Origin of the sequence: Micromonospora sp. NPDC051296, from assembly GCF_040682255.1 — a bacterium.
Classification (GTDB): Bacteria; Actinomycetota; Actinomycetes; order Mycobacteriales; family Micromonosporaceae; genus Micromonospora; species Micromonospora craterilacus.
Genome location: NZ_JBFBAO010000010.1, coordinates 1 through 25934 on the forward strand (window position 1 = coordinate 1; position 25934 = coordinate 25934).

Consider the following 25934-nt stretch of genomic DNA (forward strand, 5'->3'; position numbering starts at 1 on the left):
GCAGGCCGTCCTGGCGACCACCGCTTGACACAGGGCTACTCATGCCGGCACTCCGCTTCGCTTCGTGCCGCCATGAGGCACCACCGCACCGAGTCGATGATTCACTCGCTGACGCTCGCTCATGCCGGCACTCCGCTTCGCGTCACGCCGGCGCGGCCGCCGGTCGTCCGGGCGGCGGCGATCATCTCGGTGGTGGAACGCCCGTCGAGGTACGGCACCACCACGGTGTTGCCGCCCCAGCGGCGCAGCATCTCCGCCTCGGGCAGGGCGTCGTCGTCGCCACCGCCGGTGGCGTAGTCCCCGCCCTTGACCCAGATGTCCGGGCGCAGCCAGGACAGCACCGCCGCCGGAGTCGACTCGTCGAAGATCATGACCGCGTCGACGCAGCTGAGCGCGGCCAGCAGCCGGCTGCGGTCGTCCTGCCGGATCACCGGCCGGTCCGGTCCCTTCAGTCCGCTGACGCTGGCGTCGGAGTTGAGGCACACCACCAGGCAGTCGCCGAGTTGCCGGGCGGCCTGGAGGGTCGCCAGGTGACCGGCGTGCAGCAGGTCGAAGCAGCCGCCGGTGGCGACCACGGTGCCCCCGGCGGCGCGGACCTGGGCCACCACGGTCGCGGCCGCGGCCACCCCGACCCGGTCGCCGGCCGCCGCGGCGTGCACCGCCTGCGGGGCCCGGCGCACCGGCGACGGCAGCGCCGTCGCCACGCCCCCGTCCGCCACGTACGCCGACGCCTCGGCCACCGCCTCCTGCACCGCCTCGGAGACCAGCGCGCCGCGGGCCAGGGCAAGGCTTGCGGTGGCGGCGAAGCGGTCCCCCGCACCGCAGGTGTCCCCCTCGGCGGCGACCGGGGCGGGCACCATCAGCGGGGTCGAGCCGGCGTGGCTGAGCAACGCGCCGTCGGCGCCCAGCGTCACCGCGACCGCGCCCGCCCGCCACCGGTGCCGTAGGCGCTGCGCGCCCTGGGTGGCGGTGGCCAGCCGGGTGGCGCCGGTGGGCGCCTCGACCAGGTCCCGCACCTCCGCCTCGTTCGGGGTGGCCAGGTGCACCCCGGGCACCGCTGCCGGCCCGCGCGGGTGCGGGTCCCAGACCACCGGGGCCCGGGTCGCCGCCAGGGCCGCCCGCAGCGCGGGCTGCCGCGCCACCCCCCGGCCGTAGTCGCTGACCAGCACCACCGACGCCCGGTCGATCGCGCGCAGCACCGCCTCGGCCGGCTCCCCCGGCTCGCCGGCACCACCGCCCCGGTCGTGCCGCAGCAGCACCCGGCCGCCGGCCCGCAGCCGGATCTTCTCCGGGGTGGCCCCGGTCAGGCGCAGCGGATACACCTGCACCCCGGCGGCGGCCAGCAGCACGCCCAGCCGGGCCCCGCCCGCGTCGTCGGCCAGCGCGGTGACCAGTACCACCTCGGCGCCCTGTGCCGCCGCGAAAACGGCGGCGAGCCCGGCGCCGCCGGGCCGGTCGACGTGCGCGGTCTCGTCGAGCACCGGCACCGGCGAGTCCGGACAGAGCCGGTTGACCACGCCCTCGACGTCCCGGTCGAGCAGGGTGTCGCCGACCACCACCACGGGTCCCGTCACGGTTGCCTCCTCACGCCTCGACCGGGCGGCCGGCGCCGCCGTCCAGCACCACCTCGACGCCGGCCCGCACCGGGCCCGCGGCCGGCACCGGTGGTTCGAGGTACTCCGGCATCGCCTGTTCGACGTACTCACAGAGCAGGTGGCTGGAGACCAGGTGCAGCTCCTGGACGACCTGGCTGTCCGGGGAGTCCACGGCGAGCGCCTCGTGGCAGGCGTCCGCGAGGGGGTTCGGGGCGGGGCCGGTGAAGGCCCAGCACCGCAGCCCGGCCTCCCGCCCGGCCCGCGCGGCGGCGAGCAGGTTGCCGCTGCCGCCGCTGGTGGACAGCAGCAGCAGTACGTCGTCGGGGCGTCCGTGGGCGCGGACCTGGCGGGCGAAGACCTCCTGGTAGCCGTAGTCGTTGCCGATCGCGGTCAGCGCGGAGGTCTCGGCGTGCAGGGCGATCGCGGACAGCGGCTGGCGGTCGTCGCGCAGCTTGCCGACCAGCTCGGCGGTGAGGTGCTGCGCCTCGGCGGCGCTGCCGCCGTTGCCGGCGACCAGCAGCCGGCCACCGGCGGTGAGCCGCCGGGCCAGCGTCGCACCCCAGCGGGCGAGCAACGGCTCGCACCGCCGGTACGGCGGCAGCGCCGCGGCCAGGTGCGCCAGGTGCGCGTCGAGCGGGGTGCCCGCCGGCATCAGGCCACCACCCGGGTGGGCCGGCGCACGGCGGCCACCTCGTCGTAGACCTCCGCGAGGCGTTCCGCGGTGACCGTCCAGGAGTAGTGCTGGCGGGCCCGGGCCCGGGCCGCGCCCGCGTACGCGAACCGGCGGATCCGGTCGTCGAGCAGGCGCCGCAGCGCTTCGCCCAACGCCCGCGGATCCCGGGCCGGCACCAGGTCCCCGGTCACCCCGTCGACCACCGTGTCACGCAGCCCGCCGACGGCGGTGGCCACCACGGGCACCCCGCAGGCCATCGCCTCCAGCGGGGTGAGGCCGAACGGCTCGTACCAGGGTGCGGCGACCAGGATGTCCGCCGAGCGGTACCAACGACCCATCTCCTCCCTGGGTACCGCACCGACCAGACGGACCCGGTCGGCCACCCCGCAGCTGCCGGCCAGGGCGCGCAGTCGGCGGGCGTACGGGTCGGCCTCCAGCAGGCCGGCCGGTGGCCCACCCACCGCCACGCACTCGGCGTCGGGCACGTGTGCCATGGCCCGCACCACGGTCTGGAAGCCCTTGCGTTCGACCAGCCGGCCCACGGTGAGGATCCGGGCGTGGCCGGGTTCCCGTTCGGTGGCCGGACCCAGCGGGGCGAACGTGTTCAGGTTCACCCCGGACGGGATGACGGTGATCCGGGACCGGGGCACCCCCATCCGGACCAGTTCGCCGACCTCGTCGCGGCACTGGGCGATCACCCGGTCGACCGACCGGCCCAACTGGAGTTCGTAGCCGACCCGCCGGGCCGGGCTGGTGTCCTGCACACCCTGGTAGCGGCGCTTCACCGTGCCGAGCGCGTGGTACGTCTGCACCACCGGTATCCCGGTCTGCCGGCTGGCCTCCAGCGCGGCCAGCCCACTCATCCAGAAGTGCGCGTGGATCACCTCGGGGGCCCAGTCCCCGCCCCGCCAGCGGTCGACCAGCCACGCGCTGAACGGTCGCATGTGCGGCAGCAGCGCGTCCTTGGCCACCGGCTCGGCCGGCCCGGCCGGGACGTGCACCACGTCGTAGCCGTCCGGGCTGCGTACGGTCACCGGCAGGTCGACCGCGTCGCGGCGGGTGTAGACCCGCACGTCGTGCCCGGCGGCGGCGAGCGCGGCGGAGAGTTCCGCGACGTGCGTGTTCTGGCCGCCGGCGTCCTCCCCGCCGAGGATGGCGAGCGGGCTGGCGTGCTCCGAGATCATCGCTATCCGCATACTTCCTCCTCCAGGAGCCGGTCCCAGTCGGCGAGGAAACGGTCGAGGCCGTAGCGTTCGCGGGCGGCGGCGCGGGCCTCGACGCCCACCCGCCGCGCCCACTCCGGTTCCGCGACGAACCGGCCGGCGGCCTCCAGCAGGGTGTCGACCCGGGTGGACAGGGCACCCGCGCCCGGCGGCACCGCCGTCACCGCCTCGGTGGTGGCCAGCGCCACCACCGGCATCCCGATGGCCATCGCCTCGATCAGGCTCAGCCCGAGCGAGGTCCACCGGCACAGGTGCAGGTACGCCCGGCGGCGCGCCAGCTCGGCGTGCATCCGGTGCTGTGGCACGTCGTCGTGGCTGATCAGCCGGTCGGCAGGCAGGCCGAGCTGCTCGGCGAGCCCGGCCACCTTCAGGCCGAAGACGTCCAGCGGGGCGATCTCGGCGAACCGGGGCAGCAGGTCGGTGCCGGTGACCCGCCACCGGCGCACCGGCTCGTTGATCACGACGGCGAGGCGGTCCAGCTCACCGGTGTACGCCGCCGCCGGCGGCACGATGCCGTGATCGACCACGGTGGTCCGGGTCGAGCCGGTGTCCCAGAAGAGCTCGTTGAAGGCGGTCACGTGGGCGATGAGCAGGTCGTCCCGGTCGGCCATCGGGTGGCGGCTGTGCGGGACGTTCCCGTCCTTCGGGGTGTTGTGCTCCACGTAGATCGCCGGCACGTCCCGGCCCGGCCGGCGGCCGAGCCACTCGGTGGCCAGGTCGACCTCCTCGGGGCGTTGCAGGATCACCACGTCGACGTCGGCACCGCGCAGCTGCTCGGGGCTCACCTCGGCCGCGCTGTCCGGCCAGGTGTAGGTGCGGGCCCGGCCGAGGCCGTACGGACCCCGGTCCGGGGTGGCCGGGACCAGGTAGCGGTGCTTGCCGTGCACGAACGAGGTGGTCCACGAGCCGTGCACGTGCCAGAGCAGGACGTTCATCGGCCCCTCCCGCCGCTGGTGGCCACCGCCGGCGCCGCCCGCGACGCCGCGCCGACCAGGGCGACCGGGCGGTGCGGCGACACCCGGTCCGGTGGTACGCCCAGCAGCCGCAGGGCGTCCACGACGGCACCCGGCTCGACCCCACTCAGGCAGGGATGGCCGGGCACCGGGCAGCTCGCGGCGCGGGTGTCGCGGCAGGCGGCGCTGGCGTCACCGAGGCGTACCGTCGGCACCCGCCAGGGGCACCACTGCCCGAACGGGACGGTGGGGGCGAAGAGGCTGACCACCGGCACGCCGTACGCGGCGGCCAGGTGCGCCGGGCCGGTGTTGCCGACCACCACGGCACTGGCACCCGCGACGACGGCGGCCAGCTCGGCCAGTCCGGTCCGGCCGCCGAGGTCCCGGGCGTACCGGCCGGCGACCTGGGCGGTGAGGTCACGCTCCTGCGGGCCGCCGGTGACCACCACCCGGTGACCGGCGACGGCCAACACCCGGACGATCCGCTCGGCCAGCTCGGGCGGGCAGCCCCGGGCCGGTGCGGCCGACCCGGGGTGCAGCACCACGTATCCCGGCTCGCCGGCCTCGGATGGGGGTGGCGGTACCGGACGCAATCGCAGGTGCGGCTCGTCGGTCTGGGGCAGCGGGTAGCCGGCGGCGGCGGCCAGCGACAGGGCGCGTTCGGCCTCCGGGACACCGGACGGCACCCGATGCCGCACGTCGAGCAGCGTCCCCGGGTAGTCGTCGCTGATCGCCGCGATCCGCGCGACGCCGGCCATCCGCAGCAGCAGGGCCAGCGGCAGCGGCGACTGGTGGAAGGAGGTGAAGATGACCGCCTCGTCGGCGGCGACGGCCGCGAGCCGGGTGATCAGGGCGGCCATCTCGGCGGGGTCGACCGGTGCGGGGGCCGGGTCGATCCACGGCAGCCGGTGCTCGACGACCTCGTCGACGCCGGGCAGCAGCTCGGCGGCGGCCCGGCCCCGGGGGCCGCAGAGCAGCACCACCCGGTCCGCCCCGGCCGCCACCGCCCGGATGCCCGGGCCGGTCACCAGCACGTCCCCGGCCGAGTCCGACCGCACCACCAGGACGGTCCGGCCCCGCCCGGCGCGGTCGCCGTCGGGGCCGGGACGGGCGGCCGCGGAGCCGACACCGGCAATGTCAAACCCGGCCGGCGCGGCGCCGTAACTGGTCGTGGCCGGCGGCCGCAGCGACTCCTGGCGGCGCAGGATCTCCGCGACCGCCGAGGGCAGGTCGGCCGCCACCCAGGGAGCGGCGGCGATCTCCTGCGCTCGGGTCACCGGCGTCGGCACCAGGATTCCCGCGGCACCGGCGGCCAGCGCCGCCGTGACGTCCCGGCCGATGTCACCGATCAGCGCGCAGCGGGCGGGCACGGTGCCCAGCGCGTGGGCGGCGGCGTGCACCAGACCCGGTGCCGGCTTGCGGCAGGCGCAGCCGTCCCCGTCGTCGTGCGGGCACACCTGCCAGGAGTCGAACGGGCCCAGCAGGGCCTCGATCCGGCGGTGCACCCGGTGCAGCTGCGTCTCGGTGAACAGGCCCCGGGCCAGCCCGGACTGGTTGGTCACCACGGCGAGCTTCAACCCGGCCGCCCGCAGCCGGTCCAGCGCGGCGCGAGCGCCCGGCATCGGTCGTACCTTGTCCGGATCGCCGTTGTACGGCACGTCCTCGACCAGGGTGCCGTCCCGGTCAAGCAGGACCGCGTCGAACAGGGCCGGACCCGCTCCGGCCCGGTCGGCACCGGCCAGCACCCCGGCTGACCTGCGCTGATCCGGCTCCCCATGGTCCTTTCGCACGGGCGGCGGGTTCCCTGCGCCCCGGGGAGTAAACGTCGGCTGCGACGCGGTGGACGACCGCGTGCGCCAGCGGCACCACGCCGCCGCGCGGTGGCCTTACCCACGCCCCCGGAGAAGCTAACCCTGAGCCGGTCGGGGTGCCTGGTCAGGGAGCCATTTCGCCCCGGAAGGGACAACTAGTTACCCTTCAAGAGACCTGTCCGCTGACCGAGGATGTCCCCCATGATCGAACCCGTCCAGTTGCCCTCGCCGTGGCGGGACGCGCGCGTGACCGTCGTGGTGCCGACCTACAACGAGGCGGGCAACCTGCCGGTGTTGGTCGAGCGGCTCCTCGCCCTGCCGCTGCCCGGCCTGAAGGTGCTGGTCGCCGACGACAACTCCCCGGACGGCACCGGCGAGGTCGCGGACAAGCTCGCGATAGAGCATCCCGAGCGGATCGAGGTGGTGCACCGGCCGGGCAAGGAGGGCCTCGGCCGGGCGTACGTGGACGGGATCAGCCGGGCGCTCGACGGCGGGGCCGAGTACGTGGCCCAGATGGACGCCGACCTGTCCCACCCGCCGGAGGCGTTGCCGGGCATGCTCGGCGCCCTGCTGTCCACCCAGGCCGGTGTGGTGATCGGATCGCGGTACGTGCCCGGCGGCGAGCTGGACGAGAACTGGCCGCTGTACCGGCGGGCGCTCAGCGGCTGGGCGAACCTCTACGTGCACACGCTGCTGCGGGTGCGGATCCGGGACCTGACCGCCGGCTTCAAGATCTGGCGGGCCGACGCGCTGCGGGACATCGGGCTGGAGCGGGTCCAGTCCAACGGCTACAGCTTCCAGGTCGAGATGCACTACCTCGCCACCAAGCTGGGGCACACCATTCTCGAGGTGCCGATCCGGTTCGAGGAGCGGCGGGACGGCGACTCGAAGATGACCACCGCCACCAAGATCGAAAGCGCGTTGATGCCGTTCAAGCTGCGCACCCGGCACCGCAACATCGAGCGCTGACCCGGGGCCCGGCTGAGCCGGTGCAACCCGGCGCCGTCATCCGAGGACGCTACCCACGGGCAAGCGGGCGAAACGTTTGTCCGGCCCCGGCCGGGGCATCCAGCGCCCCATGTACACGGTTGCGCAACTGATCGGTGGGGTGTGGGGCGCCGGCGGGGAGGCCGGCGAACTGGTGGTGCACGACCCGGCCGACGGCAGCCGGGTGACCAGCGCGCCGGTGGCGACGGCCGACGAGGTCGGCAAAGCCGTGGCGGCGGCGCGCGGGGTCGCGACGGAATGGGCGACGACCGCCCCGGCCGAGCGGGCCGCCGCGCTGCACCGCGCGGCCGACGCGTTGGCCGAGGCCGCCGACGACCTCGCCCACGCCACCACCGCTGAGATGGGCAAGCCCCTGGGCGACGCCCGGGGTGGCGTCGAGGCCGGCATCGCGACCCTGCGACAGTACGCCGAACTCGCCCCGGCCCGGGGTGGCCGCACCCTGCACGGCGATCCCGCCGCGATCGACTTCATGACGCCGCAGCCGCGTGGCGTGGTCGCCGTCATCACTCCGTGGAACGACCCGGTCGCCGTCTCGTGCGGGCTGCTCGGCGCGGCCCTGGTCACCGGAAACGTGGTGCTGCACAAGCCCAGCGAGCGCACCCCGGCGACCGGGTGGTTGCTGGCCCGCGCGTTCGACGCCGCGCTGCCGGCGGGAGTGCTGTCGCTGCTGACCGGCGGCCCGGAGACCGGCGCGGCGCTCGCCGCCGCCGAGGTGGACGTGGTGGCGCACGTCGGATCCACCCCCACCGGCCGGGCGATCGCCGCGGCCACCGCCGGCTCCGGCGCGAAGGTGCTGCTGGAAAACGGCGGCAGCGACCCGCTGGTCGTGGACGCCGGCGTCGACCCGGTCTGGGCCGCCGGCCAGGCGGCCCAGGGCGCGTTCGCCAACGCGGGGCAGATCTGCGTCGCGGTGGAGCGGATCTACGTCCACCGGGACATCGCCGAGGACTTCGTGGACGCGCTGGTCGAGCGGGCCCGAGCGCTGCGTACCGGGCCCGGGCGGGACCCGGACACCGAACTCGGCCCACTGGTCGACCGGCGCCATCGCGACCAGGTGCACGGGCAGGTGACCGCCGCGGTGGCCGAGGGCGCGCGGATCCGCACCGGCGGGACGCTTCCGGACGGGCCGGGCTCCTTCTACCCCGCCACGGTGGTGGACGACTGCCGGCACGACATGGCGCTGGTCCGCGAGGAGACCTTCGGTCCGGTCGCGCCGGTGGTGGTGGTCGACTCGTTCAGCGAGGCGCTGCGCTGTGCGGCCGACTCGCCGTACGGGTTGGCCGCGACCGTGCTGACCGGGTCGATGAGCCACGCGCAGCGGGCCTGGCGGGAACTGCCGGTCGGCACCGTCAAGGTGAACTCGGTCTTCGGCGGCGCCCCGGCCGGGGCCGCCCATCCGCGCCGGGGCAGCGGTCAGGGCTTCGGTTACGGACCGGAACTGCTCGACGAGTTCACCGCCACCAAGGCGGTGCACATCGAGGCGCCCGGCGGTCGGCACTGGTGAGCTGATTGCGAGGGTCTGAGTGTCCGGTGAAGAACCAGGTCCGGGTGGTAGATCTGGTCAGGGCTTGAGGAATCCGCATCCGTCTTGAGGCGTCGCTCGGACACTGGGCATGGCCTGGCATCCCGCACCGGCCGTCGTCAACCCGCACCGGTCAGCACCACCTGGCCTGGCTCTTCGCGGCGCTCAAGCGGCCTGGACGGAGCGGATCGAGTTGCCGAAGACGATTCGGTCGATGGCGCTGGTCGCTTCCTTGCCGGGGTTGGTCGAGGCGCCGAGGGTGAGCAGCAGAGGGACGAAGTGGTCGGCGGTGGGGTGGGCGATCCGTGCGCCGGGCGCCTTGAGCCGGTAGTTGAGCAGGGCGTCGATGTCTCCGCGGGTGATGGCGTCGTCGGCCCACTCGTCGAAGGCGGTGATGTGTCCGGCCAGGCCGGGGTTGCGGAAGATCTCGAAGCTGTGGGTCATGAACCCGGAGCCGATGACGAGGATCCCCTCCTCGCGCAACGGGCGCAGGCGCTCGCCGAGTCTGAGCAGGGCGGTCGGGTCGAGGCTGGGCATGCTCAACTGGACGACGGGGACGTCGGCGGCCGGGTACATCGCCATCAGCGGGATGAACGCGCCGTGGTCGAGGCCACGGTCGACGTGCTGATGCAGGGGTGTGGTGTCGGCGAGCGTCCCGGCGACCTGGTGCGCGAGTGCCGTGGCCTGCGGCGTGCGGTACTGCAGGGTGTAGTAGCGGGGATGGAAGCCGCCGAAGTCGTAGTACAGCGGGGTGCCGGCCGACGAGGCGGAGATCGCCAGAGGTGCGTTCTCCCAGTGTGCCGACACCACGACGATCGCGCGTGGCTTGGGCATGGACTGGCTCCAGGCGAACAGGTCGGCGAGCCAGCGGGGGTCGTCGAGGGTCGGCGGAGCGCCGTGGCTGACGAACAGCGCCGGGAGGGGTCCGTCCGAGGGTTCCCAGGCGCGCTGGGCGCGCGCCTGGGCAAGCACCTCGGCGAGGAGGTCGTCGTACGCGCCGGCGGGGATTGGGGGGTTGAACGGGTCCGTCATTGACGTCTCCTCGCGGTATTCGGGTCGGATCGGCGGTCAGAAGGACTGCGGGCCCAACCGCATGATCGCGACGAAGGCGGCCAGGGCAAACAGGAGGACGTTGACGACGATCGCCTGCGATTCCTTGCGGCGCGCGTGGACGGCTGCGGCGAGCAGCATGGTCACGGCGAGGCCGGTCGCGGCCAGCGGGGTCAGGATGGGGGCGATGTGGAGGGCGGCGGGGAGGATCAGGCCCAGCGCGCCGAGGATCTCGACGATGCCGATCAGCTTCACGGTGCCGGCGGAGAAGTCGTCGACCCAGGGCATGTTGGCCGTGAGCTTCTCCTTCGGCTGGGTGGCCTTCATCAGGCCGGCCATGAAGAACAATGCGGCCAGGATGCCGGCGATGATCCACAGGGTGACGTTCACGGGGTGCTCGCTTTCGAGTTGAACTTGAACGTTCAACAACGTAACGCGATGAACTTGAAGCGTCAAGTTCTCAACCGTAGGCTGGTCTCATGAGCACCGAAGAGCCCCGGGTCCGCTGGCTGTCGAGCGAAGAGCGGGCGGCATGGCTGGCCGTGGCCGCGCTCATCGTCAAACTGCCCAGCGCGCTCGATGCCCAGCTGCAGGAGGACGAAGGGCTGAGCTTCTTCGAGTACATGGTTCTGGCGGTGCTGTCCGAGCAGGCCGACCGGACGCTGCAGATGACCGACATCGCCTCGGCCGCCTCGGCGTCGCTGTCCCGGCTTTCCCACACGGTCAAGCGGCTCGAAGCGCAAGGCCTCGTTCGCCGCGACCGCTTGCCCGGTCCAGGGCGGCGCACCACCGCGACCCTGACCGACCTCGGATACCGTAAGGTCGCACGGAGCGCACCGTCACACGTACAGCGGGTCCGGGAGCTGCTCATCGACGCCATCTCGCCCGAGCAGCTCCGAACACTGCGCGACATCGGCGATCGGGTCCTCGAACGGATCGATCCAGACCGCTATTGCCCCACGGTCGACCAAGCCTAAGCGCACACTAAGAACCAGGTCAGGCCCACTGGACCATCGCGGCGCGGTGCTCTGGGTGACGCTCGTGGTCGCGTGCCGACGGGAGCTGATGCGCCCGCCCCCGGCGTGTACGCCGGGGGCGGGGCCGTCGGGGAGCCGCTGACTCAGTCGCCGCGGGCCCTGCGGGTCTGCTTGTCGTTGGCCTTCTGGATGGCCTTGACCAGTTCCGGCTTGGTCATGCTCGACCGCACCGGCACGTCCAACTTGCGGGCCACTTCCATCAGGTGCTCCTTGGGGGCGTTCGCGTCCACCCCGCCGGCGGTGGGTGCCCGTCGGGCCGGGCCGCCGCCCGCGGCCTGCTGGTCGCTCGGGCCCGTGCGGCCCTTCGGCTCCCAGTGGTCGCCCACCTTCTCGAACTGGTGTTTGACGGCGGCGAACGCGGTGCGGTGCGCCCGCTCCCCCTCGCCGTACGTCTCCACCGCGGAATCGTGTGTCTTCTCCCAGGTGCGCTGGGCCTTCTCCGGGGAGCGCCGCAGCGTGCTGGGCAGTACCTCGCGCCCGGGCATCTCGATCCTCCTCCGTTGCGAGCGTTCCGGTTGGCCTTCCCCGACAGGCCGGCGGCAAACGGCCAGCCGGTTTGCCGCCGGTCGGCGCAGGGTACCGGCCGAGCCGTACGCACCGGAGCTGCGCAGCGGGAGGCGGCGATGACGACGAATCCGGACGCCCCGTCCGCCGGCCCGCCGGTGTCGCCGCTGCCCCGCCGGATCCGCCAGTTGCGCTGGCCGACCTGGCGCGGCGTGCTGGTCCGCGGCGGTCGCAACTACCTGCGGGACAACTGCACGGACTCCGCCGCCGCGCTCACCTACTACGGGGTGCTGGCGCTTTTCCCGTCCATCGTCGTGGTGGTCTCCCTGGTCGGTCTCGTCTCCGACGGCGAACGCACCGTGGACACGGTGCTGGACCTGGCCCGGGAGATCGGCGCCGGTTCCGTGGTGGCCAACGAGGGCTTCGTCGACGTGGTCCGGGGGGTGGTGGACCAGCGCAGCTCGGCCGGGGTCCTGCTGAGCTTCGGCCTGCTCGGTGCGCTCTGGTCGGCCTCGAACTTCATCGCGTCGTTCACCCGGGCCGCGAACGCGATCTACGGGGTGGCCGAGGGCCGGCCGGTGTGGAAGCTGCGCCCGTTGCAGATCGGGCTCGCGGCGCTGTCGCTGGTCCTGCTCGCCACGGTCGCCACCGGCCTGATCGTCAGCGGCCCGGTCGCGGACGCGGTCGGCGACTGGCTGGGAGCCGGTGGCGCGACCCGGACGGCGTGGACCGTGACCAAGTGGCCGGCGCTGGCCTTGATCGCGATGCTGCTGTTGTCGCTGTTGTACTGGGCCGCGCCGAACGTCCGCCAGCCCCGGTTCCGCTGGCTCACCCCCGGCGGTGCGGTGGCCTTGGCCGCCTGGGCGCTGGCCTCCTTCGGATTCGGCCTGTTTGTGGCGAACTTCGGCTCGTACGACGCCACCTACGGCAGCCTCGGCGCGGTGATCGCGTTCCTGGTCTGGCTCTACCTGTCCAATTCCGCGCTCATCCTCGGTGTCCAGATCAACGCCGAACTCCAGCGCGGCCGGGTGCTCCAGTCGGGCGTCAGCGACCCCGACGAACCGGTGCTGCCACCCCGGTCACCCGCCGGTTCGTGACGGCTTGCCGGGTTTACCGCCCGGCCCGCCGGGTAGCGCACAGGGCATGGACCGCGGCAACAGCAAGCACGCACCGAGAGTCGACGAGCAGATGGACCAGGAGGTCAGCGGCCTCGTGCAGGGGCCGGGGACCGGCGGCTCGCGGGTCGACGAGTCCCGGGTGCCGGAACCCGCGGGAGAGGACCAGCCGGAGGCCACCACCGCTCCGGCCGGTGACCTGCGCAGCGGCTCTCCCCAGGGCATGACCTCCGAGGACGTCGAGGCCCGCAGCCGGCTCGGACGGTTCATCACGATGACCGCCCTGCCCGGTGACCGGGACACGCTGCTCGCCAACGCGCGCGACAACCAGGCGCCGGCCGACGTGCTCGCCGCGTTGGAGCGCCTGCCGGAGGGCACCCGCTACCAGACGGTGTCCGAGGTGTGGGCGGCGCTCGGCCACAAGAACGAGACCACGCGCTGGTGAGGCTGGCCGCGTCCGGTCCGCCGCCCACGCCGGCCGCAGGAAAGGATGCTGATGAGTGGCGTTACCGAGCATGTCGACGTGGCCGTCCCGGTGCGGACCGCGTACGACCAGTGGACGCAGTTCGAGGAGTTCCCCCACTTCATGGAGGGTGTGGAACAGGTTCGCCAGCTCTCCGACACGATGACCCACTGGACCGTCGAGATCGCCGGGGTGAAGCGCGAGTTCGACGCCGAGATCACCGAACAGCTGCCCGACGAGCGGGTCGCCTGGCGCTCGACCGGCGGCACCCAGCACGCCGGGGTGGTGACGTTTCACCGGCTCGACGAGCACAGCAGCCGGGTCAGCCTCCAACTGGAGTTCGACCCGCACGGCGTGATCGAGCAGGCCGGCGACAAGCTCGGCGTGGTCGACCGCCGGGCAAAGGGCGACCTGCAACGGTTCAAGCAGTTCATCGAGCGGCGCGGGCAGGAGACCGGCGCCTGGCGGGGCAAGGTCGACCGGCCGCAGCCCTGATCCGTACCCGAGCCTGATGACGGCCGCCGGGACACCGGCGGCCGTGCCGTTTGCGGCGATCGGGCCGGGGTACCGCGATGACATGACCGACGACAGGGTGTGGCGGGACGAGGAACGGATCCCGCTGGAGGAGTTGGAGCGGGCCATCGCACGGTCGACGCTCGACGGGCAGGCCGACGACGCCACCGGCAACGACGCCGGCGAGGAGGCCGCCTTCGGGCACGGTCCCGAGGCGGCCGACCGCGGCGGAGAGATCCCCGGCACCGGCCGCGAACCTACCGACCGGGATCGCGCCTACCGCCCCTCCACCACCGGCCGCACCGGCCCCGACACGCTCTAGCCCGGCCCCGCATCCCGCAGTGGGTGGCTGGATGGGTGGGAAATTCGGACAGGTCAGCCAGAATCGGCCGTTCGGCTGACGGCAATGCCGGTGTCCCGAGCAAGACTTTCCGAATGCATCAGGGCTCCGGCTTCCTCACCACGCGTCAGCGTCGCCTGGCATGGCTCGGTTTCCTCCTCGCCGCCGCCCAGGCGCCGGTCTCCGCCAGGCTGGTCGCGGACAGCTCCTGGCTGTTCAGCCTCGTCGTCGCGCTGATGGTGGCGACCGTGATCATCGCCGACGACGCGGCGCGCCGTCGCCCCGCCGGCGCCCCCACCTCCGAATAGGGCCGCTGTCCAAGCCCCGTCGAGCACCAGGTCGGCGTGGTGCGGGCCGTACCCGGGTGGGTGGTTTCCGCCACTCGGTCCCCACTACCCGGTCCGCGCCGACTCGATCCTCACGGGCAACGCCCGGACGACCAGCGGAGGATCCCCGGACCAGCCGACCAGCCGAGGTCACGGCCGGTACGCGTTGGCTAGATTCGTTCTTCATGCGCGTGCCGCCAGATCGGGTCCCCGCCCCCACCGCCGTCGACTCGACGCGATCGACCCTCGTCGCGCTGGCCAACGCCGTGGGTCTCGACGGGCTCGCCGCCGCCAACGCCGAGCCGGGCCTGCTCGCGGTGGTCGACCAGCACGCCGCCGCGGTGCGGGAGAGCCTGCACGGCGACCAGCGTCCGCTGACCGCCGCGGCCCTCGCCGGCTACGCCGAGGGGGTGCGTTCCGCCGCCGGTGAACACGGCTGGTCGCCGCCCACCAGCCCGGTGGACTGGTCGGAGGCGGACTGGGTGCTGGTACGCCTGCTCGCGGTCTGCGCGCTGACCGCCGTGCTGGGCACGCCGGCCCCGCAGCCGCCCACGCTGTGACGTGGACGGGTGCCCGCCGGCGGCGGGCACCCGTCCTCTCGTCGCGCGGATCCGACCGGCCGTCTCGTCACGGACGGAACTGCTCGTTCTCGTCGCCCGTGTTCCCGGACTGGTAGGTGCCCCGTCCCCCGGCCATCGCCTGGGTACGCTCGGCACCCGCCCGGTCGGCCATCTGCCGCTGCATGTCGCCGCGACCGGCCGCGGCGCCCTGCCGCTGATCGCGGACCGTCCGCGACTCCTCGGCCATCCGGTTGAGCCAGCCCTCCCAGCGGTTCTGCATGGGCCGGACCAGACCACCACCGACGCCGACGACCAGGATGCCGGCCACCGTGGCGAGCACCGCGATCAGCACGGGAGTGGTGACAGTGGTGGCGATGCCCACCTGGTTCAGCGCGGCGATCACACCAAGCGCGATGACGAAGACCGCCGCCAGGTCGGCCAGGACCTTGCCGTACGACAGGCCGCCCAGCGCCCCGCTGACGATGTCCCGGATGGCGTTGGCGATAGCGAAGGCGATCACCACGATGACGATCGCCACGAAGGCTCGCGGCAGCCAGGCCACCACACCCGCGATCAGGTTGCTGATCGCGTTGGGACCCCATACCCCGAAGGCGAACTGCAGCGTGAACAGCAGCACGGCGTAGTACGCCAGTTTCGCCAAGATGTCACTGGCGTCGTATCTCGTCCGTTCCAGCGCGCGCTTGATGCCACCCCGTTCGACCGCGCGGTCGAACCCCACCCGTTCCAGGGCCGCGTCCACGATCTTCAGCACCGCTCTGGCGATGAGCCATCCGACCACGAGGATCGCGATGAACGCGATGGCCCTCGGCACGAACAGCAGCACCGACCTCCACATGTCGGCCACGGCGGTACCGATGTTGACCTGCGTGGCCGCGAGGGTTTCCGGCATGATGTCCCTCCTGTCGCATGGACTGCCCCGCGCGCTTACCCCAACGCCCGGGTGGCACGCCGCGCCGGTCGCCTGCTTTTTTCCGACAGACCGCCCCAGAGGCGGCGATCGACCACACCAACCGGACACCACGGTGAACCTTGGTCGACGCCGCACTAGGCTGCGGTCATGCCAGGAACGGTCGGGCGAGTCCCCACGCCAGCAGGCCCCGTCCCGGGTGCACCGGTGCCGGACGCCGCGACCGCGGTCGGCCACCACGAGTGGGACGGCACCACGCTCGGCCCGCACGAGTCCTGGGATCCGGCCGTCCGGGCGGCCGTCGAGCTCGTGCTCGCCTCGCCCGCGCCGATGGCGCTCCACCTCGGCGACGAGCTACTGCTGCTCTACAACGACGCGTACGCCGAGCTGATCGGCGACCGGCATCCACAGGCCGTCGGGCGACCCGCCACCGAGGTCTTCGCCGAGGTCTGGCGGATGCCGGGCGTCGGTGAGGTCGTCGAGCACGCGTACCGCACCGGTCAACCGTTCCTGGAGAAGGAGGTCTCGCTCCCGCTCGGCCACGACGCGGGCGGGCTCGAACCGGCCGTCTACACCCGGGCCTGCTCCCCGGTCCGGGACAGCCTCGGCCGGATCGTCGGCGTGCTGTCCGTGGTCGCCGAGACCAGTCCGGCGACCCGGCAGTTGCAGGGGCTCAGCGAGTTCGCCGCGGCGCTGTCCGGCACGCTCACCCTGGACGACGTGGCGCGGGTCGCGCTGCGCTACGCGATCACGTCGTTCGACGCCGACCGGGTCTCCTTCGCCGTCGACGAGGGCGGCAGCGGCGGCGGCTGGCGGCTGGTCCGGCGGGTCCGGGGCGAACTGGTGGACGAGGCGGACGAGCGACTGCCCCCGCTGTGGCGGCGCGGGCCGGCCGACTGGCCACCCCCGGCGGTGATCAGCGCGCGCAGCGGACGGGCCACTTTCCTCGACGACGGCCAGCCGCTGCGAGAGATCGCCGTCGACCGGCACGATCAGCGGATCCGTGCCCTGGCGGCGGTACCGCTACGGGCATCCGTGGTCCGGGGCGGCCTGACCGTCGGCTTCCGGTCCGCGCACGCCTGGTCCGCGCCGGAGCGGGCGCTGCTGGCTGCCTCGGCGGAACTGATCGGGCAGGCAACAGAGCGGGCCCGCCGGTTCGAGACCCAGCACGGCACCGCCCAGCTGTTGCAGCGCAGCATGCTGCCGGAGAACCTGCCGGGCCTGCCTCGGCTGCGCATCGCGGCGCGCTACGACCCGGGCGTCGACGGCAACGCCGCGGGCGGCGACTTCTACGACGCGTTCGTGCTGCCCACCGGCGACCTGGGCGTGGTGCTCGGCGACGTCGCCGGGCACGACGTGCAGGCCGCCGCCCGGATGGGTCAGGTCCGGGCCGCCCTGCGGGCGCTGGCGCTCAACGACCCCCGGCCCGACCAGGTGCTCATCGGGCTCGACCGCCTGGTGACCAGCCTGGGCGCCGAGGCCGGCACGCACGAGCTGTTCGTCACCGTGGTGTTCGGCGTCATCGACATCGACCGGGAGCAGCTCACGCTGGCCAGCGCCGGCCACCCGGCGCCGCTGGTCCGTCGCTGTGCGCCGACCGGCGAACCGAGGGCCGAGTACGTCCAGGTACCGCTCGGCGCGCCGCTGGGCGTCGGCTACCGCCCCGCCACGCGTACCGTCGCGTTCACGCCCGGCGACACGTTGCTGCTGTTCAGCGACGGCGTGGTGGAGCGCCGGCGGCAGGGGTTGTCGCACGGCCTGGCCCGCCTGGCGGAGTCGGTGGCCGCGGCGCACAGCGGCGACCCCCGGGCGTTGTGCGCCGTGGCCACGGCCGCGGTGAGCGGTGCGACCGAGGACGACGTGGCCGTGCTGGCCGTCGAGTACGCGCTACGGCCGAGCCGGTCGGCACGGATGGAGGTGCCCGCCGAGCCGACCGCGCCGAGCCGGGTCCGGCACTGGATGACCGCCCAGCTCACCGAGTGGCGGGTGGCCGAGTCGGTGATCGGCGCAGCCGTGCTGTGCACCAGCGAGCTGACCACCAACGCCCTGCTGCACGCCGGCACGGCGGCCCGGGTGGAGATCGACCTGAGTCCCGAGCGCCTGCTCGTGTCGGTCGCCGACACGGGTTCCCGTGGCACGGTCACCCGGGCCCGTACGGACACCCTGAGCAGCCGGGGCCGTGGGCTGGGCCTGATCGAGGAGTTGACCGACGCGTGGGGCACCGACCCCACGGTGCGGGGCTCGACGGTCTGGTTCGAGATCCTGACCCCGCCAGCCTGAGCGGTCAGGCCAGCCGGCGGGCCAGGGCCCGCCCGAGGTCACGGCCGGAACGCCACGCGGTCTGCACCCGGGGCTCGCCGAACGCGTCCCCGGCCAGCCCGATCCCGTCGTCGTCGAGATGGAAGCCGGCGTCCGATCGGGAGGTGGGCTTGGCGTACGTCCACCGGTGCACGTGCACGTGGTCGGCCCGGTCGGGCAGGGCGAGCAGGTCGCGTACGGCCGCCTCGACGGCCGGTGCGGCCGCGGTGGGCTGGGCGAGATGCCCGGCGGCGAACTCCGGTGTGGTGTGCGCGACCAGGACGGCAGCGCCGTCGCCGCGCCGGTCCCCGTCGTCGCAGATCAGACTGAGCAGCGGGTGGTCGTTGACGAAGGCGCCCCGGAAGGCGGTCCACCGCCGGGTGGGGAACCGCAGCACCGCCGCCAGCGTCGGCGACCACCGCTGCTGGCGCACCGTCTCGGTGGCGGCGGCGAGGGCCGGGTCGAGCAGCAGTGCGGCCTGCGGCCCGGGCATGGCCAGCACGACGGCCGCGCACTTGCGGCCGTCCACCGCCGGCCCCGGCTCGATCCCGAGCACCAGCCGGTTCACCACCACGGGCAGGTCCCGGGCCAGGTGCTCGACGAGCGAACGCAGCCCGCGGGGTGCGGCCCAGCGCATCGGGCCGGGCATCTCGCGCCGGCCACCGTCGCCGTACGCGACGAAGGTGTCCGTCCACTCGCGGGCCAGCCCGGCGGCCTGCCAGCCGCGTACCACCTCGGCGAAGTCCGGATCACTCACCGTCAGGTAGGCGGCGCCCAGGTCGGCGGGGCGGCTGTCGAAGCGCTTGCTGGCCATCCGGCCGCCGGTCACCCGCCCTCGTTCCCGGATCTCCACCGGTACGCCGGCGCGCCACAGCTCCCCGGCGCACGCCACGCCGGCGATCCCGGCACCGACCACCACCACACCCGCCCGGTCCAGACCCATCCGATGATCGTATGCGCCGCGCCCGCCCGGTCCCCGGTGCCGGCCCGCCGGGACGGCGTGTTGCATCGAGGCGGATAGTTCCGGAAGGTCTTCACAATCCCGCAACCGGCCCGTACCTTGGCGGACATGTGGGAGCGCTTCCACGCATATTTTTCGATGGCTACGAGGAGCAGACCATGAGAACCCGAAGCACGTTGGCCGTGGTCGGCGCCGCGGCGACGGCGCTGACCGTGGCCGCCACCGTCGGCGTGGGCGCGCTGCGGCCGGCGCCCGCCGCGGCCGCCGACTCCGCCTTCTACGTCGATCCGGCGACCAACGCCGCCCGGTGGGTGGCGGCCAACCCCGGCGACCCACGAACCGCCGTGATCCGGGACCGGATCGCCAACGTCCCGCAGGGCCGCTGGTTCACCACCACCAACACCTCGACCGTACGCGCCGAGGTGAACGCCCTGGTCACCGCAGCAGCCGCGGCGGGCAAGGTACCGATCATCGTCGTCTACAACATCCCCAACCGGGACTGCAGCGGCGCCAGCAGCGGCGGCGCGCCCAACCACGCGACCTATCGCCAGTGGGTCGACCAGGTCGCGGCCGGCCTGGCGGGCCGCCCGGCCACCATCGTCCTGGAGCCCGACGTGCTCCCGATCATGACCAACTGCCAGAACGCCAGCCAGCAGGCCGAGACGAGGGCGTCGATGGCGTACGCCGGAAAGGCGCTCAAGGCCGGCTCCGCCGCGGCCCGGGTCTACTTCGACATCGGGCACTCGGCCTGGCTCTCCGCCGGCGAGGCCGCCGCCCGGCTGACCGCGGCGGACATCGCCAACAGCGCCGACGGCATCTCGCTGAACGTGTCGAACTACCGGCGCTCCGCCGACGAGATCGGGTACGCCAAGTCGATCATCGCGGCGACCGGCATCTCCCGGCTGAGGGCGGTCATCGACACCAGCCGCAACGGCAACGGTCCCGCCGGCTCCGAGTGGTGCGACCCGCCGGGGCGGGCGATCGGCACGCCGAGCACCACCGCCACCGGCGATCCATCCATCGACGCCTTCCTCTGGGTGAAGCTGCCCGGCGAGGCGGACGGGTGCATCGCCGGAGCGGGCCAGTTCGTGCCCCAACGGGCGTACGACCTGGCCGTCGCGGCCGGCCCGGTGCCCACCACCGCTCCGCCGACGACCACCCCGCCCACCACCACACCGCCCACCACCACCCCACCGACGACCACCCCGCCCACCACCACGCCACCGACGACCACCCCGCCCACCGGCGGCTGCACGGTGACGTACACCCCGAACGTGTGGACCGGTGGCTTCACCGCCGAGATCCGGGTGACCAACCGCGGCGCCGCCCTCAACGGCTGGCGGCTCACCTTCACCGTCGGCTCCGGGGTACGCCTGACCAACGGCTGGAACGGCGAGTGGAGCCAGTCCGGCGACCGGATCGAGGTCCGCAACGTCGCCTGGAACGGCAGTCTGCCCAGCGGCGGCACGCTCAGCGTCGGCTTCCAGGGCACCTGGACGGGCACCAGCCTGCCGGCACCCGGCGGCTTCGCCCTCAACGGCATCACCTGCGCCTGATCGGCCCGTAGGGGCCCTTGCCACCGCCCGCTGCCGGGCGCGGGGGCAGGGGCCCTACGGGTGGCGACCGCTGGGCACCTGCTCGCCCGGTGACGGGCGCGGCTCGCGGGGCGGCCGGGTCGGGTGAGCGCGAGGTGACCGTCGATCGGCTCGGGATGCGGTGGGCGCGTTATCGCCGCCGTGCGGCGGGAACGCGATCACCGACGAAGGAGGAGACCCATGACCACACAGTCGAGTCCCTCGGCCTGGCAGCCGGGCGTGACGGGCGGCGGCACCCTCCCGTCGGGCCCCGGCGGTCGAACCGCGGCACCCAGTGGTGACGGGCACGGCCCGCAGGCCGGCCCACCGACCGTGACGATCGGTTCGTACCCGGACTATCCGTCGGCTCAGCGGCTGGTGGACTATCTGGCGGACAACCGGTTCCCGGTGGAACGGACCGCCATCGTCGGCACGAACCTGACCCTGGTGGAAACCGTGCTGGGCCGGATGACCACCGGGCGCGCGGCCCTGATCGGTGCCGGTACGGGTGCCTGGTTCGGTCTGTTCATCGGCCTGCTGTTCGGCATCTTCACCATCGCGAACTGGGTCGCGGTGATCCTGGCCGGCCTGGTCATCGGTGCCGTCTGGGGCGCGGTCTTCGGCGCCATCGCGCACGCGATGACGGGCGGTCGGCGGGACTTCACCTCCGCCAGTTCGCTGCGCGCCAGTCAGTACGCGGTGATCGTGGACGCGGACGTGGCCGAACAGGCCCGTCAACTACTGGGCCGGCTGCACCTCGGCGGCCGTACGCCGCAGACCGCGGCCTGACCCGCCGCAGCCCCACGGGCGGTCCCGCCAGGCGGGGCCGCCCGTTGCCGCACGTCTCGGGCAAGGCGAGGCCGACCGGTGCGGGGCAGACGTTCAGTCGGTGGCGAGACGGGCGTGCAGGTGCTCGTCGTAACGGCGGCCGTCGCCGTACCGGTGCGACTGCCGCAGGGTGCCCTCGGCCAGGTAGCCGGCCCGCTCGGCGACCCGACAGGAGGCCGGGTTGGCCACCGCGTGGCACAGTTCGATCCGGTCCAGCCGGAGTTCGACGAACGCCCACGCCGTGAGCCGGACGACCGCCGCCGAGGCGAGCCCGCGGCCCCGGGCGGCGGGCACCGTCCAGTAGCCGATCGAGGCGTCGCCCTCTTGGATCCGGTGCAGCGACACCGAACCGAGCAGCGTGTCCACGTCGGCCGGGTCGACCACCGCCAGCGAGACGTGGCCGCCGCCCGACCAGTCGGCACGCCGCCACACCCAGCGCCGGGCCGCCTGGAGGTCGAGCGCGTCGCCCTGCGGATTCCACTGGGCGATCGCCGGATCGTGGGACGCGTCGAGCACGGCGGGGGCGTCCGCGTCCCGCCAGGGGCGCAACAGCAGGCCGGGGCCGGTGAGTTCCACGACGGGAAAGTCTGGCACAGCCCGTCCAGGCTCGGCTCCGGCCGCGCACCGCGCCGGTTCCCCAGCCCGACCGGTGCACATCCTTCAAAGCTTCATCATCGGCCCCGGACACTGTCAGGAGCCGCCTGTGAGCTGGACCATCGAGTCGTTGTTCAAATTTTGAATACAGTGCTACCATGAGCGCATGACCGAGAGCCTGGACAGCGCCCGCCTGACCGCCTGGCGGGCCTACATCGAGGCCAGCCAGCGGTTGTTCACCCGACTGGAGGAGGATCTGCGCGTCGCCAGCGGGCTGAGCTTCGCCGACTACCACGTGCTGGTGCTGCTCTCCGAGGCACCGGGGCAACGACTGCGGATGGGCGAGCTGGCCGGCCGGTTGGTCTTCTCGCCCAGCCGACTGACGTACCAGGTCTCGTCCATGCAGCGACGCGGCCTGGTCGCCCGGCAGCCCTGTCCGGAGGACGGGCGGGGCAACGAGGCGGTGCTCACCGCCGCCGGGCTGCTGGCCCTGCGCGAGGCCGCACCGCACCACCTGCACTCGGTACGCACACACCTGATGGACGACCTCGACGACGCCGAGGTCGCCTGCCTGACCATGATCTTCACCCGGCTCGGTCGGCGGCTGCAGGGGGTCGACGACACCAACGCCGCCCTCGCCACCGCCCCCAGTGACAGTTGAAGGAGCCCCGATGCCCGCCATCACCGTCGACAACGTCCTCGTCCTGCCCCGGCTGCCGCGGCTCGACGAGTCCACCACGTTCCGGCCGGTCCGCCGGCTGACCACCGCGCCCAGCGGCTACGAGGGCGAGGGCTTCCCGGTGCGCCGGGCCTTCGCCGGGGTGCCGATGAGTGAGCTGGACCCGTTCATCCATCTGGACCAGATGGGCGAGGTCGACTACGCCCCCGGCGAGCCGAAGGGCACCTCGTGGCATCCGCACCGGGGCTTCGAGACCGTCACCTACATCATCGACGGGATCTTCGACCACCAGGACAGCCACGGCGGCGGGGGCACGATCACCAACGGCGACACCCAGTGGATGACGGCCGGCAGCGGCCTGCTGCACATCGAGGCACCGCCGGAGCATCTGGTGGTCAGCGGTGGCCTGTTCCACGGCACGCAGCTGTGGGTCAACCTGCCCAAGGCGGCCAAGATGAACCCGCCGAAGTACCAGGACATCCGCGGCAACCAGGCGGCGCTGCTCACCACGCCCGACGGCGGCGCGCTGATCCGGGTGATCGCCGGCGAGATCGCCGGGCACCAGGGGCCGGGTGCCACGCACACCCCGATCGCCGTCACCCACGTGACGGTCGAGCCCGGGGCGCAGGTCGACCTGCCCTGGCAGCCGGACTTCAACGCCCTGGTCTACGTGCTGGCCGGCCGTGGCACGGTCGGCAAGGATCAGCGCCCGGTGCACACCGGTCAGCTCGCCGTGCACGGGCCGGGCGACGCCCTGCGCTTCGCGGCCGACGCCCGCCAGGACAGCCACACCCCCGCCTTGGAGCTCTACATCATGGGCGGCCAGCCGATCCGGGAGCCGGTGGCGCACTACGGTCCATTCGTGATGAACACCCGGGACGAACTGATCCAGGCGTTCGAGGACTTCCAGGCCGGTCGGCTCGGGGTGATCCCGGCGAAGCGGCTGCCGCACACCGACGGTCAGGGCCCGCGCCCCTGATCGGCGCGACGGCCTCACGTGTGGGGGCGCCCCGGTGCGACCGGGGCGCCCCCACGGGCACCTCAGGAGACGGCGAATATGCCGGCCACGCCGAGGATGACCATCACCAATACGGCCAACAGCGCCCCTCGCTCACCCTCCACCGCCTGTTCACGGCGCTCGGTCACGAAGTTCGTCGTCTCGCCGGGCATGGTGGAGCCTCCTCGCTGATCGGCTAGGGGATCGGGAAGGCGGGAACGTCGAACGCTGTGGTCTCACCGCATCGGAACGTGTGCCAACCCGGTGTCTGTGTTACCCATCTCGACCAGCGGAAACCTCGCCGAGCCACGGATTTCACGAAACCCGGGCAGCTCCCCGGCGGAGCGGACGTCAGCGGGCTACCGGGTGGTCCACGACCCTGACGGCCGACCGCTGCGGCTCCGTGGCCGGCGCGGGCTCCAGCTCGCCGAGCACGGTCAGGCCGCCCGGGTACGCGAAGGAGGAACGCGGGGAGTAGTAGCCCCAGGCGATGGTCAGTGGATTCTCCGGCCGCAACGCGTAGATCGGGTGGTCGGGGTCGAGGAACTCCACCGATTCGATCTCGAAGGAGCTGACCGGTTCGGTGACCACCGGATAGATGCTGCTGACCAGCTGACCGTGCAGCGCGGTGAGGTACCGGTGGTGGCCGTTGCGCATGGCGTGCCCCGTCTCGCCGACGCGGACCCGGGCCCGGATCATCGGGGCGCCGTCGATGCCGGTCCCGGTGACCAGGGTGTCGCCGTGTGCGGTGATCGTGGTGTGGCCGGCCAGCGTGGGGGCGCCCCGGGCGAGGGCGTAGTTGCGGACCCGGTCGCTGGAGGTGACGTAGTGGGTCCACCAGCCACCCGGAGTCACCCCGTCTGGAGCGTCCATGCCGGCGAGGGTCACCCCGAGGTAGGTCAGCGAGTACGAACCGAAGCCGGAGGTCTGGCTCTCGTCGTCCACCACGTACTGGTTCATGAAGACCTGCCGGTCCGGGTGCGGCCGCAGCCCGGCCGGGACCAGCGCCGCCACCGCGTCCGGATCCGCCGGCAGCCAGCTGAAGTACAGCGTCCGGCAGTTCACGACGAGCTGGGGAACGGCAGGGTCGAGCACGGCACCTCCGATCAGGGCTGTACCCGCGACGCTAGGCGCAGTCCCATCGACGGGACAACGACGGAAAGGCGACAGTCGATCAGCGACCTCGCCCGGCACATCAGCCGGTCGGCCGGACGCCGCGCCCATCCGGCCGGACAACGTGGGGCGGGCGGCCATCCAGGCCTTGTCCAAACCGGCCAGCGGCACTGCGAACCAGACTCCGGACGCCCTTGACCATGTCGGCGCGATGACCGCTTTCGCGGCTTTCCATGCGATAAATAACTTAAGTACATCGTCCTTTCGGCTAGATTTTAGGGAGACGATCGGGCTAAGGTGACTCCCGAACGGACTAATTGCACTACACCAAAGCGTCACGTCTTGATCCGCGGACGAGGTGCAGGGAGGACCACCATGACCGCGCCAACGATCAGCGCGCCGGCGACCACACCGGCGACCGCGGCCCCGAAGCTCGATCCGAGGTCGCTCTCCGACAGCGCCACCGACCTGTTGAACGCGATGGCCGCGCTACCCGCCGGGCACCCGTCCCGCGCCGCACTGCGGGACCGCGCGATCGAGGCCTGGCTGCCGCTGGCCAACCACCTCGCCCACCGCTACAGCGGTCGCGGCGAGCCCACCGACGACCTCGCCCAGACCGCGGCCGTCGGCCTCATCAAGGCCATCGACAAGTTCGACCCCTCCCGGGGCGTCGACTTCGCCGGCTACGCGATCCCCACGATCATCGGCGAGCTCAAGCGGCACTTCCGCGACCGGACCTGGGACATTCGCGTCCCCCGACGGTTGCAGGAACTGCGGCTGGCCATCTCCGACGCCAACAGCTCGCTGCTGCAGACCCTGGGTCGCTCGCCGACGGTGGCCGACATCGCCGCCCACCTCAAGATCACCGAGGAAGAGGTCCTGGAGGGCCTGGAGGGCGCCCGCGCCTACAACGCCGTGTCGCTGTCCACCCCGACCGGCGACGGCGAGCGGGCGACCGAACTCGGCGACATGCTCGGCGGCGAGGACGGCGAGTTCGAGCTGGCCGAGTTGCGGGTGGCACTGGGCCCGGCACTGGCCACGCTGGACGAACGCGAGCAGAAGATCCTGACGCTGCGGTTCTACGGCAACCTGACGCAGTCGCAGATCGCCGAGCAGATCGGCGTGTCACAGATGCACGTGTCCCGGCTGCTGGCCCGGGCACTGACCAAGCTGCGGGGGCAGCTCGACGGGACGTACTAGGTAGGGGGTAGCGGCGAGGTGGCCGGGTCCTGAGGACCCGGCCACCTTCAGGCCCTGTGCCTGCGCCGC

The 25934-nt window shown here is 73.1% G+C and carries 28 protein-coding genes; 15 read left to right on the forward strand and 13 right to left on the reverse strand.

Annotation, left to right across the window (positions count from 1 at the left end):
- Nucleotides 1-119: 119 nt before the first annotated feature.
- Genes AB0M52_RS02060 through AB0M52_RS02080 form a run of 5 tightly spaced genes read right to left on the reverse strand, consistent with a single transcriptional unit; the run spans nt 120 to nt 6189 of the window.
- Complete coding sequence (locus tag AB0M52_RS02060) at nt 120-1574, reverse strand: PfkB family carbohydrate kinase (protein WP_363947625.1); 1455 nt, start codon at nt 1572-1574, stop codon at nt 120-122.
- A 10-nt stretch (nt 1575-1584) separates the two neighbouring features.
- Nucleotides 1585-2250 (reverse strand): SIS domain-containing protein, encoded by a 666-nt coding sequence (locus AB0M52_RS02065; protein WP_363947736.1) that lies wholly within the window; start codon nt 2248-2250, stop codon nt 1585-1587.
- Nucleotides 2247-3464, reverse strand: coding sequence for a glycosyltransferase (locus AB0M52_RS02070; RefSeq protein WP_363947628.1), 1218 nt, complete (start codon nt 3462-3464; stop codon nt 2247-2249). Before AB0M52_RS02070 ends, AB0M52_RS02065 begins: the two co-directional genes overlap by 4 nt.
- Complete coding sequence (locus AB0M52_RS02075; protein WP_363947631.1) at nt 3455-4426, reverse strand: glycosyltransferase; 972 nt, start codon at nt 4424-4426, stop codon at nt 3455-3457. Before AB0M52_RS02075 ends, AB0M52_RS02070 begins: the two co-directional genes overlap by 10 nt.
- The gene (locus AB0M52_RS02080; protein WP_363947739.1) at nt 4423-6189 is read right to left on the reverse strand and encodes an HAD-IIIA family hydrolase; all 1767 of its coding nucleotides are present in this window, start codon (nt 6187-6189) and stop codon (nt 4423-4425) included. The genes AB0M52_RS02075 and AB0M52_RS02080 overlap by 4 nt, the downstream gene beginning before the upstream one ends.
- A gap of 267 nt (nt 6190-6456) precedes the next feature.
- On the opposite strand from AB0M52_RS02080, the gene AB0M52_RS02085 reads away from it, so the two are divergent.
- On the forward strand, nt 6457-7224 hold the full coding sequence (locus tag AB0M52_RS02085) for a polyprenol monophosphomannose synthase (protein ID WP_363947633.1): 768 nt from the start codon (nt 6457-6459) through the stop codon (nt 7222-7224).
- Between the two features lie 109 nt (nt 7225-7333).
- Nucleotides 7334-8767 carry an aldehyde dehydrogenase family protein gene (locus tag AB0M52_RS02090; RefSeq protein WP_363947636.1) on the forward strand — a complete coding sequence of 478 codons (1434 nt, stop codon included), beginning with the start codon at nt 7334-7336 and terminating at the stop codon, nt 8765-8767.
- A gap of 183 nt (nt 8768-8950) precedes the next feature.
- Here the strand turns inward: AB0M52_RS02090 and AB0M52_RS02095 are convergent, their stop codons facing one another.
- Entirely contained in the window at nt 8951-9817 is an 867-nt protein-coding gene (locus AB0M52_RS02095; RefSeq protein WP_363947638.1) for a class III extradiol ring-cleavage dioxygenase, read from the reverse strand.
- 36 nt (nt 9818-9853) lie between these two features.
- Nucleotides 9854-10291 (reverse strand): DoxX family protein, encoded by a 438-nt coding sequence (locus tag AB0M52_RS02100; protein WP_363947640.1) that lies wholly within the window; start codon nt 10289-10291, stop codon nt 9854-9856.
- Between the two features lie 23 nt (nt 10292-10314).
- On the opposite strand from AB0M52_RS02100, the gene AB0M52_RS02105 reads away from it, so the two are divergent.
- On the forward strand, nt 10315-10812 hold the full coding sequence (locus AB0M52_RS02105; RefSeq protein WP_363947642.1) for a MarR family transcriptional regulator: 498 nt from the start codon (nt 10315-10317) through the stop codon (nt 10810-10812).
- 143 nt (nt 10813-10955) lie between these two features.
- Here the strand turns inward: AB0M52_RS02105 and AB0M52_RS02110 are convergent, their stop codons facing one another.
- A complete protein-coding gene (locus tag AB0M52_RS02110; protein WP_363947645.1) occupies nt 10956-11357 on the reverse strand; it encodes a ChaB family protein in 402 nt (133 codons plus the stop codon).
- Nucleotides 11358-11495: 138 nt separating this feature from the next.
- On the opposite strand from AB0M52_RS02110, the gene AB0M52_RS02115 reads away from it, so the two are divergent.
- The 6 genes from AB0M52_RS02115 to AB0M52_RS02140 all read left to right on the forward strand — a co-directional run bounded on the left by AB0M52_RS02115 (nt 11496) and on the right by AB0M52_RS02140 (nt 14693).
- Complete coding sequence (locus AB0M52_RS02115; RefSeq protein WP_363947648.1) at nt 11496-12473, forward strand: YihY/virulence factor BrkB family protein; 978 nt, start codon at nt 11496-11498, stop codon at nt 12471-12473.
- Nucleotides 12474-12519: 46 nt separating this feature from the next.
- Entirely contained in the window at nt 12520-12936 is a 417-nt protein-coding gene (locus tag AB0M52_RS02120) for a DUF2795 domain-containing protein (protein WP_363947651.1), read from the forward strand.
- A gap of 51 nt (nt 12937-12987) precedes the next feature.
- The gene (locus AB0M52_RS02125; protein ID WP_363947654.1) at nt 12988-13449 is read left to right on the forward strand and encodes an SRPBCC family protein; all 462 of its coding nucleotides are present in this window, start codon (nt 12988-12990) and stop codon (nt 13447-13449) included.
- A gap of 82 nt (nt 13450-13531) precedes the next feature.
- The gene (locus AB0M52_RS02130) at nt 13532-13789 is read left to right on the forward strand and encodes a hypothetical protein (RefSeq protein ID WP_363947657.1); all 258 of its coding nucleotides are present in this window, start codon (nt 13532-13534) and stop codon (nt 13787-13789) included.
- Between the two features lie 113 nt (nt 13790-13902).
- Nucleotides 13903-14115 carry a hypothetical protein gene (locus AB0M52_RS02135; protein ID WP_363947660.1) on the forward strand — a complete coding sequence of 71 codons (213 nt, stop codon included), beginning with the start codon at nt 13903-13905 and terminating at the stop codon, nt 14113-14115.
- Nucleotides 14116-14318: 203 nt separating this feature from the next.
- Nucleotides 14319-14693 carry a DUF6401 family natural product biosynthesis protein gene (locus AB0M52_RS02140; protein WP_363947663.1) on the forward strand — a complete coding sequence of 125 codons (375 nt, stop codon included), beginning with the start codon at nt 14319-14321 and terminating at the stop codon, nt 14691-14693.
- Between the two features lie 67 nt (nt 14694-14760).
- Here AB0M52_RS02140 and AB0M52_RS02145 read toward each other — a convergent pair whose 3' ends face one another.
- Nucleotides 14761-15603, reverse strand: a complete 843-nt coding sequence (locus AB0M52_RS02145) for a hypothetical protein (protein WP_363947666.1) — start codon at nt 15601-15603, stop codon at nt 14761-14763.
- A 168-nt stretch (nt 15604-15771) separates the two neighbouring features.
- Here AB0M52_RS02145 and AB0M52_RS02150 point away from each other — a divergent pair, with 168 nt between their 5' ends.
- Nucleotides 15772-17901, forward strand: a complete 2130-nt coding sequence (locus tag AB0M52_RS02150; protein ID WP_363947669.1) for a SpoIIE family protein phosphatase — start codon at nt 15772-15774, stop codon at nt 17899-17901.
- Nucleotides 17902-17905: 4 nt separating this feature from the next.
- Here the strand turns inward: AB0M52_RS02150 and AB0M52_RS02155 are convergent, their stop codons facing one another.
- Nucleotides 17906-18862: an FAD-dependent oxidoreductase gene (locus AB0M52_RS02155; RefSeq protein WP_363947671.1), complete on the reverse strand. Its 957-nt coding sequence runs from the start codon at nt 18860-18862 to the stop codon at nt 17906-17908.
- A gap of 176 nt (nt 18863-19038) precedes the next feature.
- Between AB0M52_RS02155 and AB0M52_RS02160 the strand changes: the two genes are divergently transcribed.
- Both AB0M52_RS02160 and AB0M52_RS02165 read left to right on the forward strand, forming a co-directional pair.
- Complete coding sequence (locus AB0M52_RS02160; RefSeq protein WP_363947673.1) at nt 19039-20436, forward strand: glycoside hydrolase family 6 protein; 1398 nt, start codon at nt 19039-19041, stop codon at nt 20434-20436.
- Nucleotides 20437-20655: 219 nt separating this feature from the next.
- Nucleotides 20656-21243, forward strand: coding sequence for a general stress protein (locus tag AB0M52_RS02165; RefSeq protein ID WP_363947675.1), 588 nt, complete (start codon nt 20656-20658; stop codon nt 21241-21243).
- Between the two features lie 93 nt (nt 21244-21336).
- Here AB0M52_RS02165 and AB0M52_RS02170 read toward each other — a convergent pair whose 3' ends face one another.
- Nucleotides 21337-21858 carry a GNAT family protein gene (locus AB0M52_RS02170; RefSeq protein WP_363947678.1) on the reverse strand — a complete coding sequence of 174 codons (522 nt, stop codon included), beginning with the start codon at nt 21856-21858 and terminating at the stop codon, nt 21337-21339.
- 184 nt (nt 21859-22042) lie between these two features.
- On the opposite strand from AB0M52_RS02170, the gene AB0M52_RS02175 reads away from it, so the two are divergent.
- Nucleotides 22043-22537, forward strand: coding sequence for a MarR family transcriptional regulator (locus AB0M52_RS02175; protein ID WP_363947680.1), 495 nt, complete (start codon nt 22043-22045; stop codon nt 22535-22537).
- A 10-nt stretch (nt 22538-22547) separates the two neighbouring features.
- Nucleotides 22548-23534: a pirin family protein gene (locus tag AB0M52_RS02180; RefSeq protein WP_363947683.1), complete on the forward strand. Its 987-nt coding sequence runs from the start codon at nt 22548-22550 to the stop codon at nt 23532-23534.
- A gap of 62 nt (nt 23535-23596) precedes the next feature.
- Here AB0M52_RS02180 and AB0M52_RS02185 read toward each other — a convergent pair whose 3' ends face one another.
- Both AB0M52_RS02185 and AB0M52_RS02190 read right to left on the reverse strand, forming a co-directional pair.
- Nucleotides 23597-23725: a hypothetical protein gene (locus tag AB0M52_RS02185; protein ID WP_267900724.1), complete on the reverse strand. Its 129-nt coding sequence runs from the start codon at nt 23723-23725 to the stop codon at nt 23597-23599.
- 178 nt (nt 23726-23903) lie between these two features.
- A complete protein-coding gene (locus AB0M52_RS02190) occupies nt 23904-24647 on the reverse strand; it encodes a hypothetical protein (protein ID WP_363947686.1) in 744 nt (247 codons plus the stop codon).
- A gap of 393 nt (nt 24648-25040) precedes the next feature.
- On the opposite strand from AB0M52_RS02190, the gene AB0M52_RS02195 reads away from it, so the two are divergent.
- Nucleotides 25041-25865: a SigB/SigF/SigG family RNA polymerase sigma factor gene (locus AB0M52_RS02195; RefSeq protein WP_363947688.1), complete on the forward strand. Its 825-nt coding sequence runs from the start codon at nt 25041-25043 to the stop codon at nt 25863-25865.
- Nucleotides 25866-25934 lie beyond the last annotated feature (69 nt).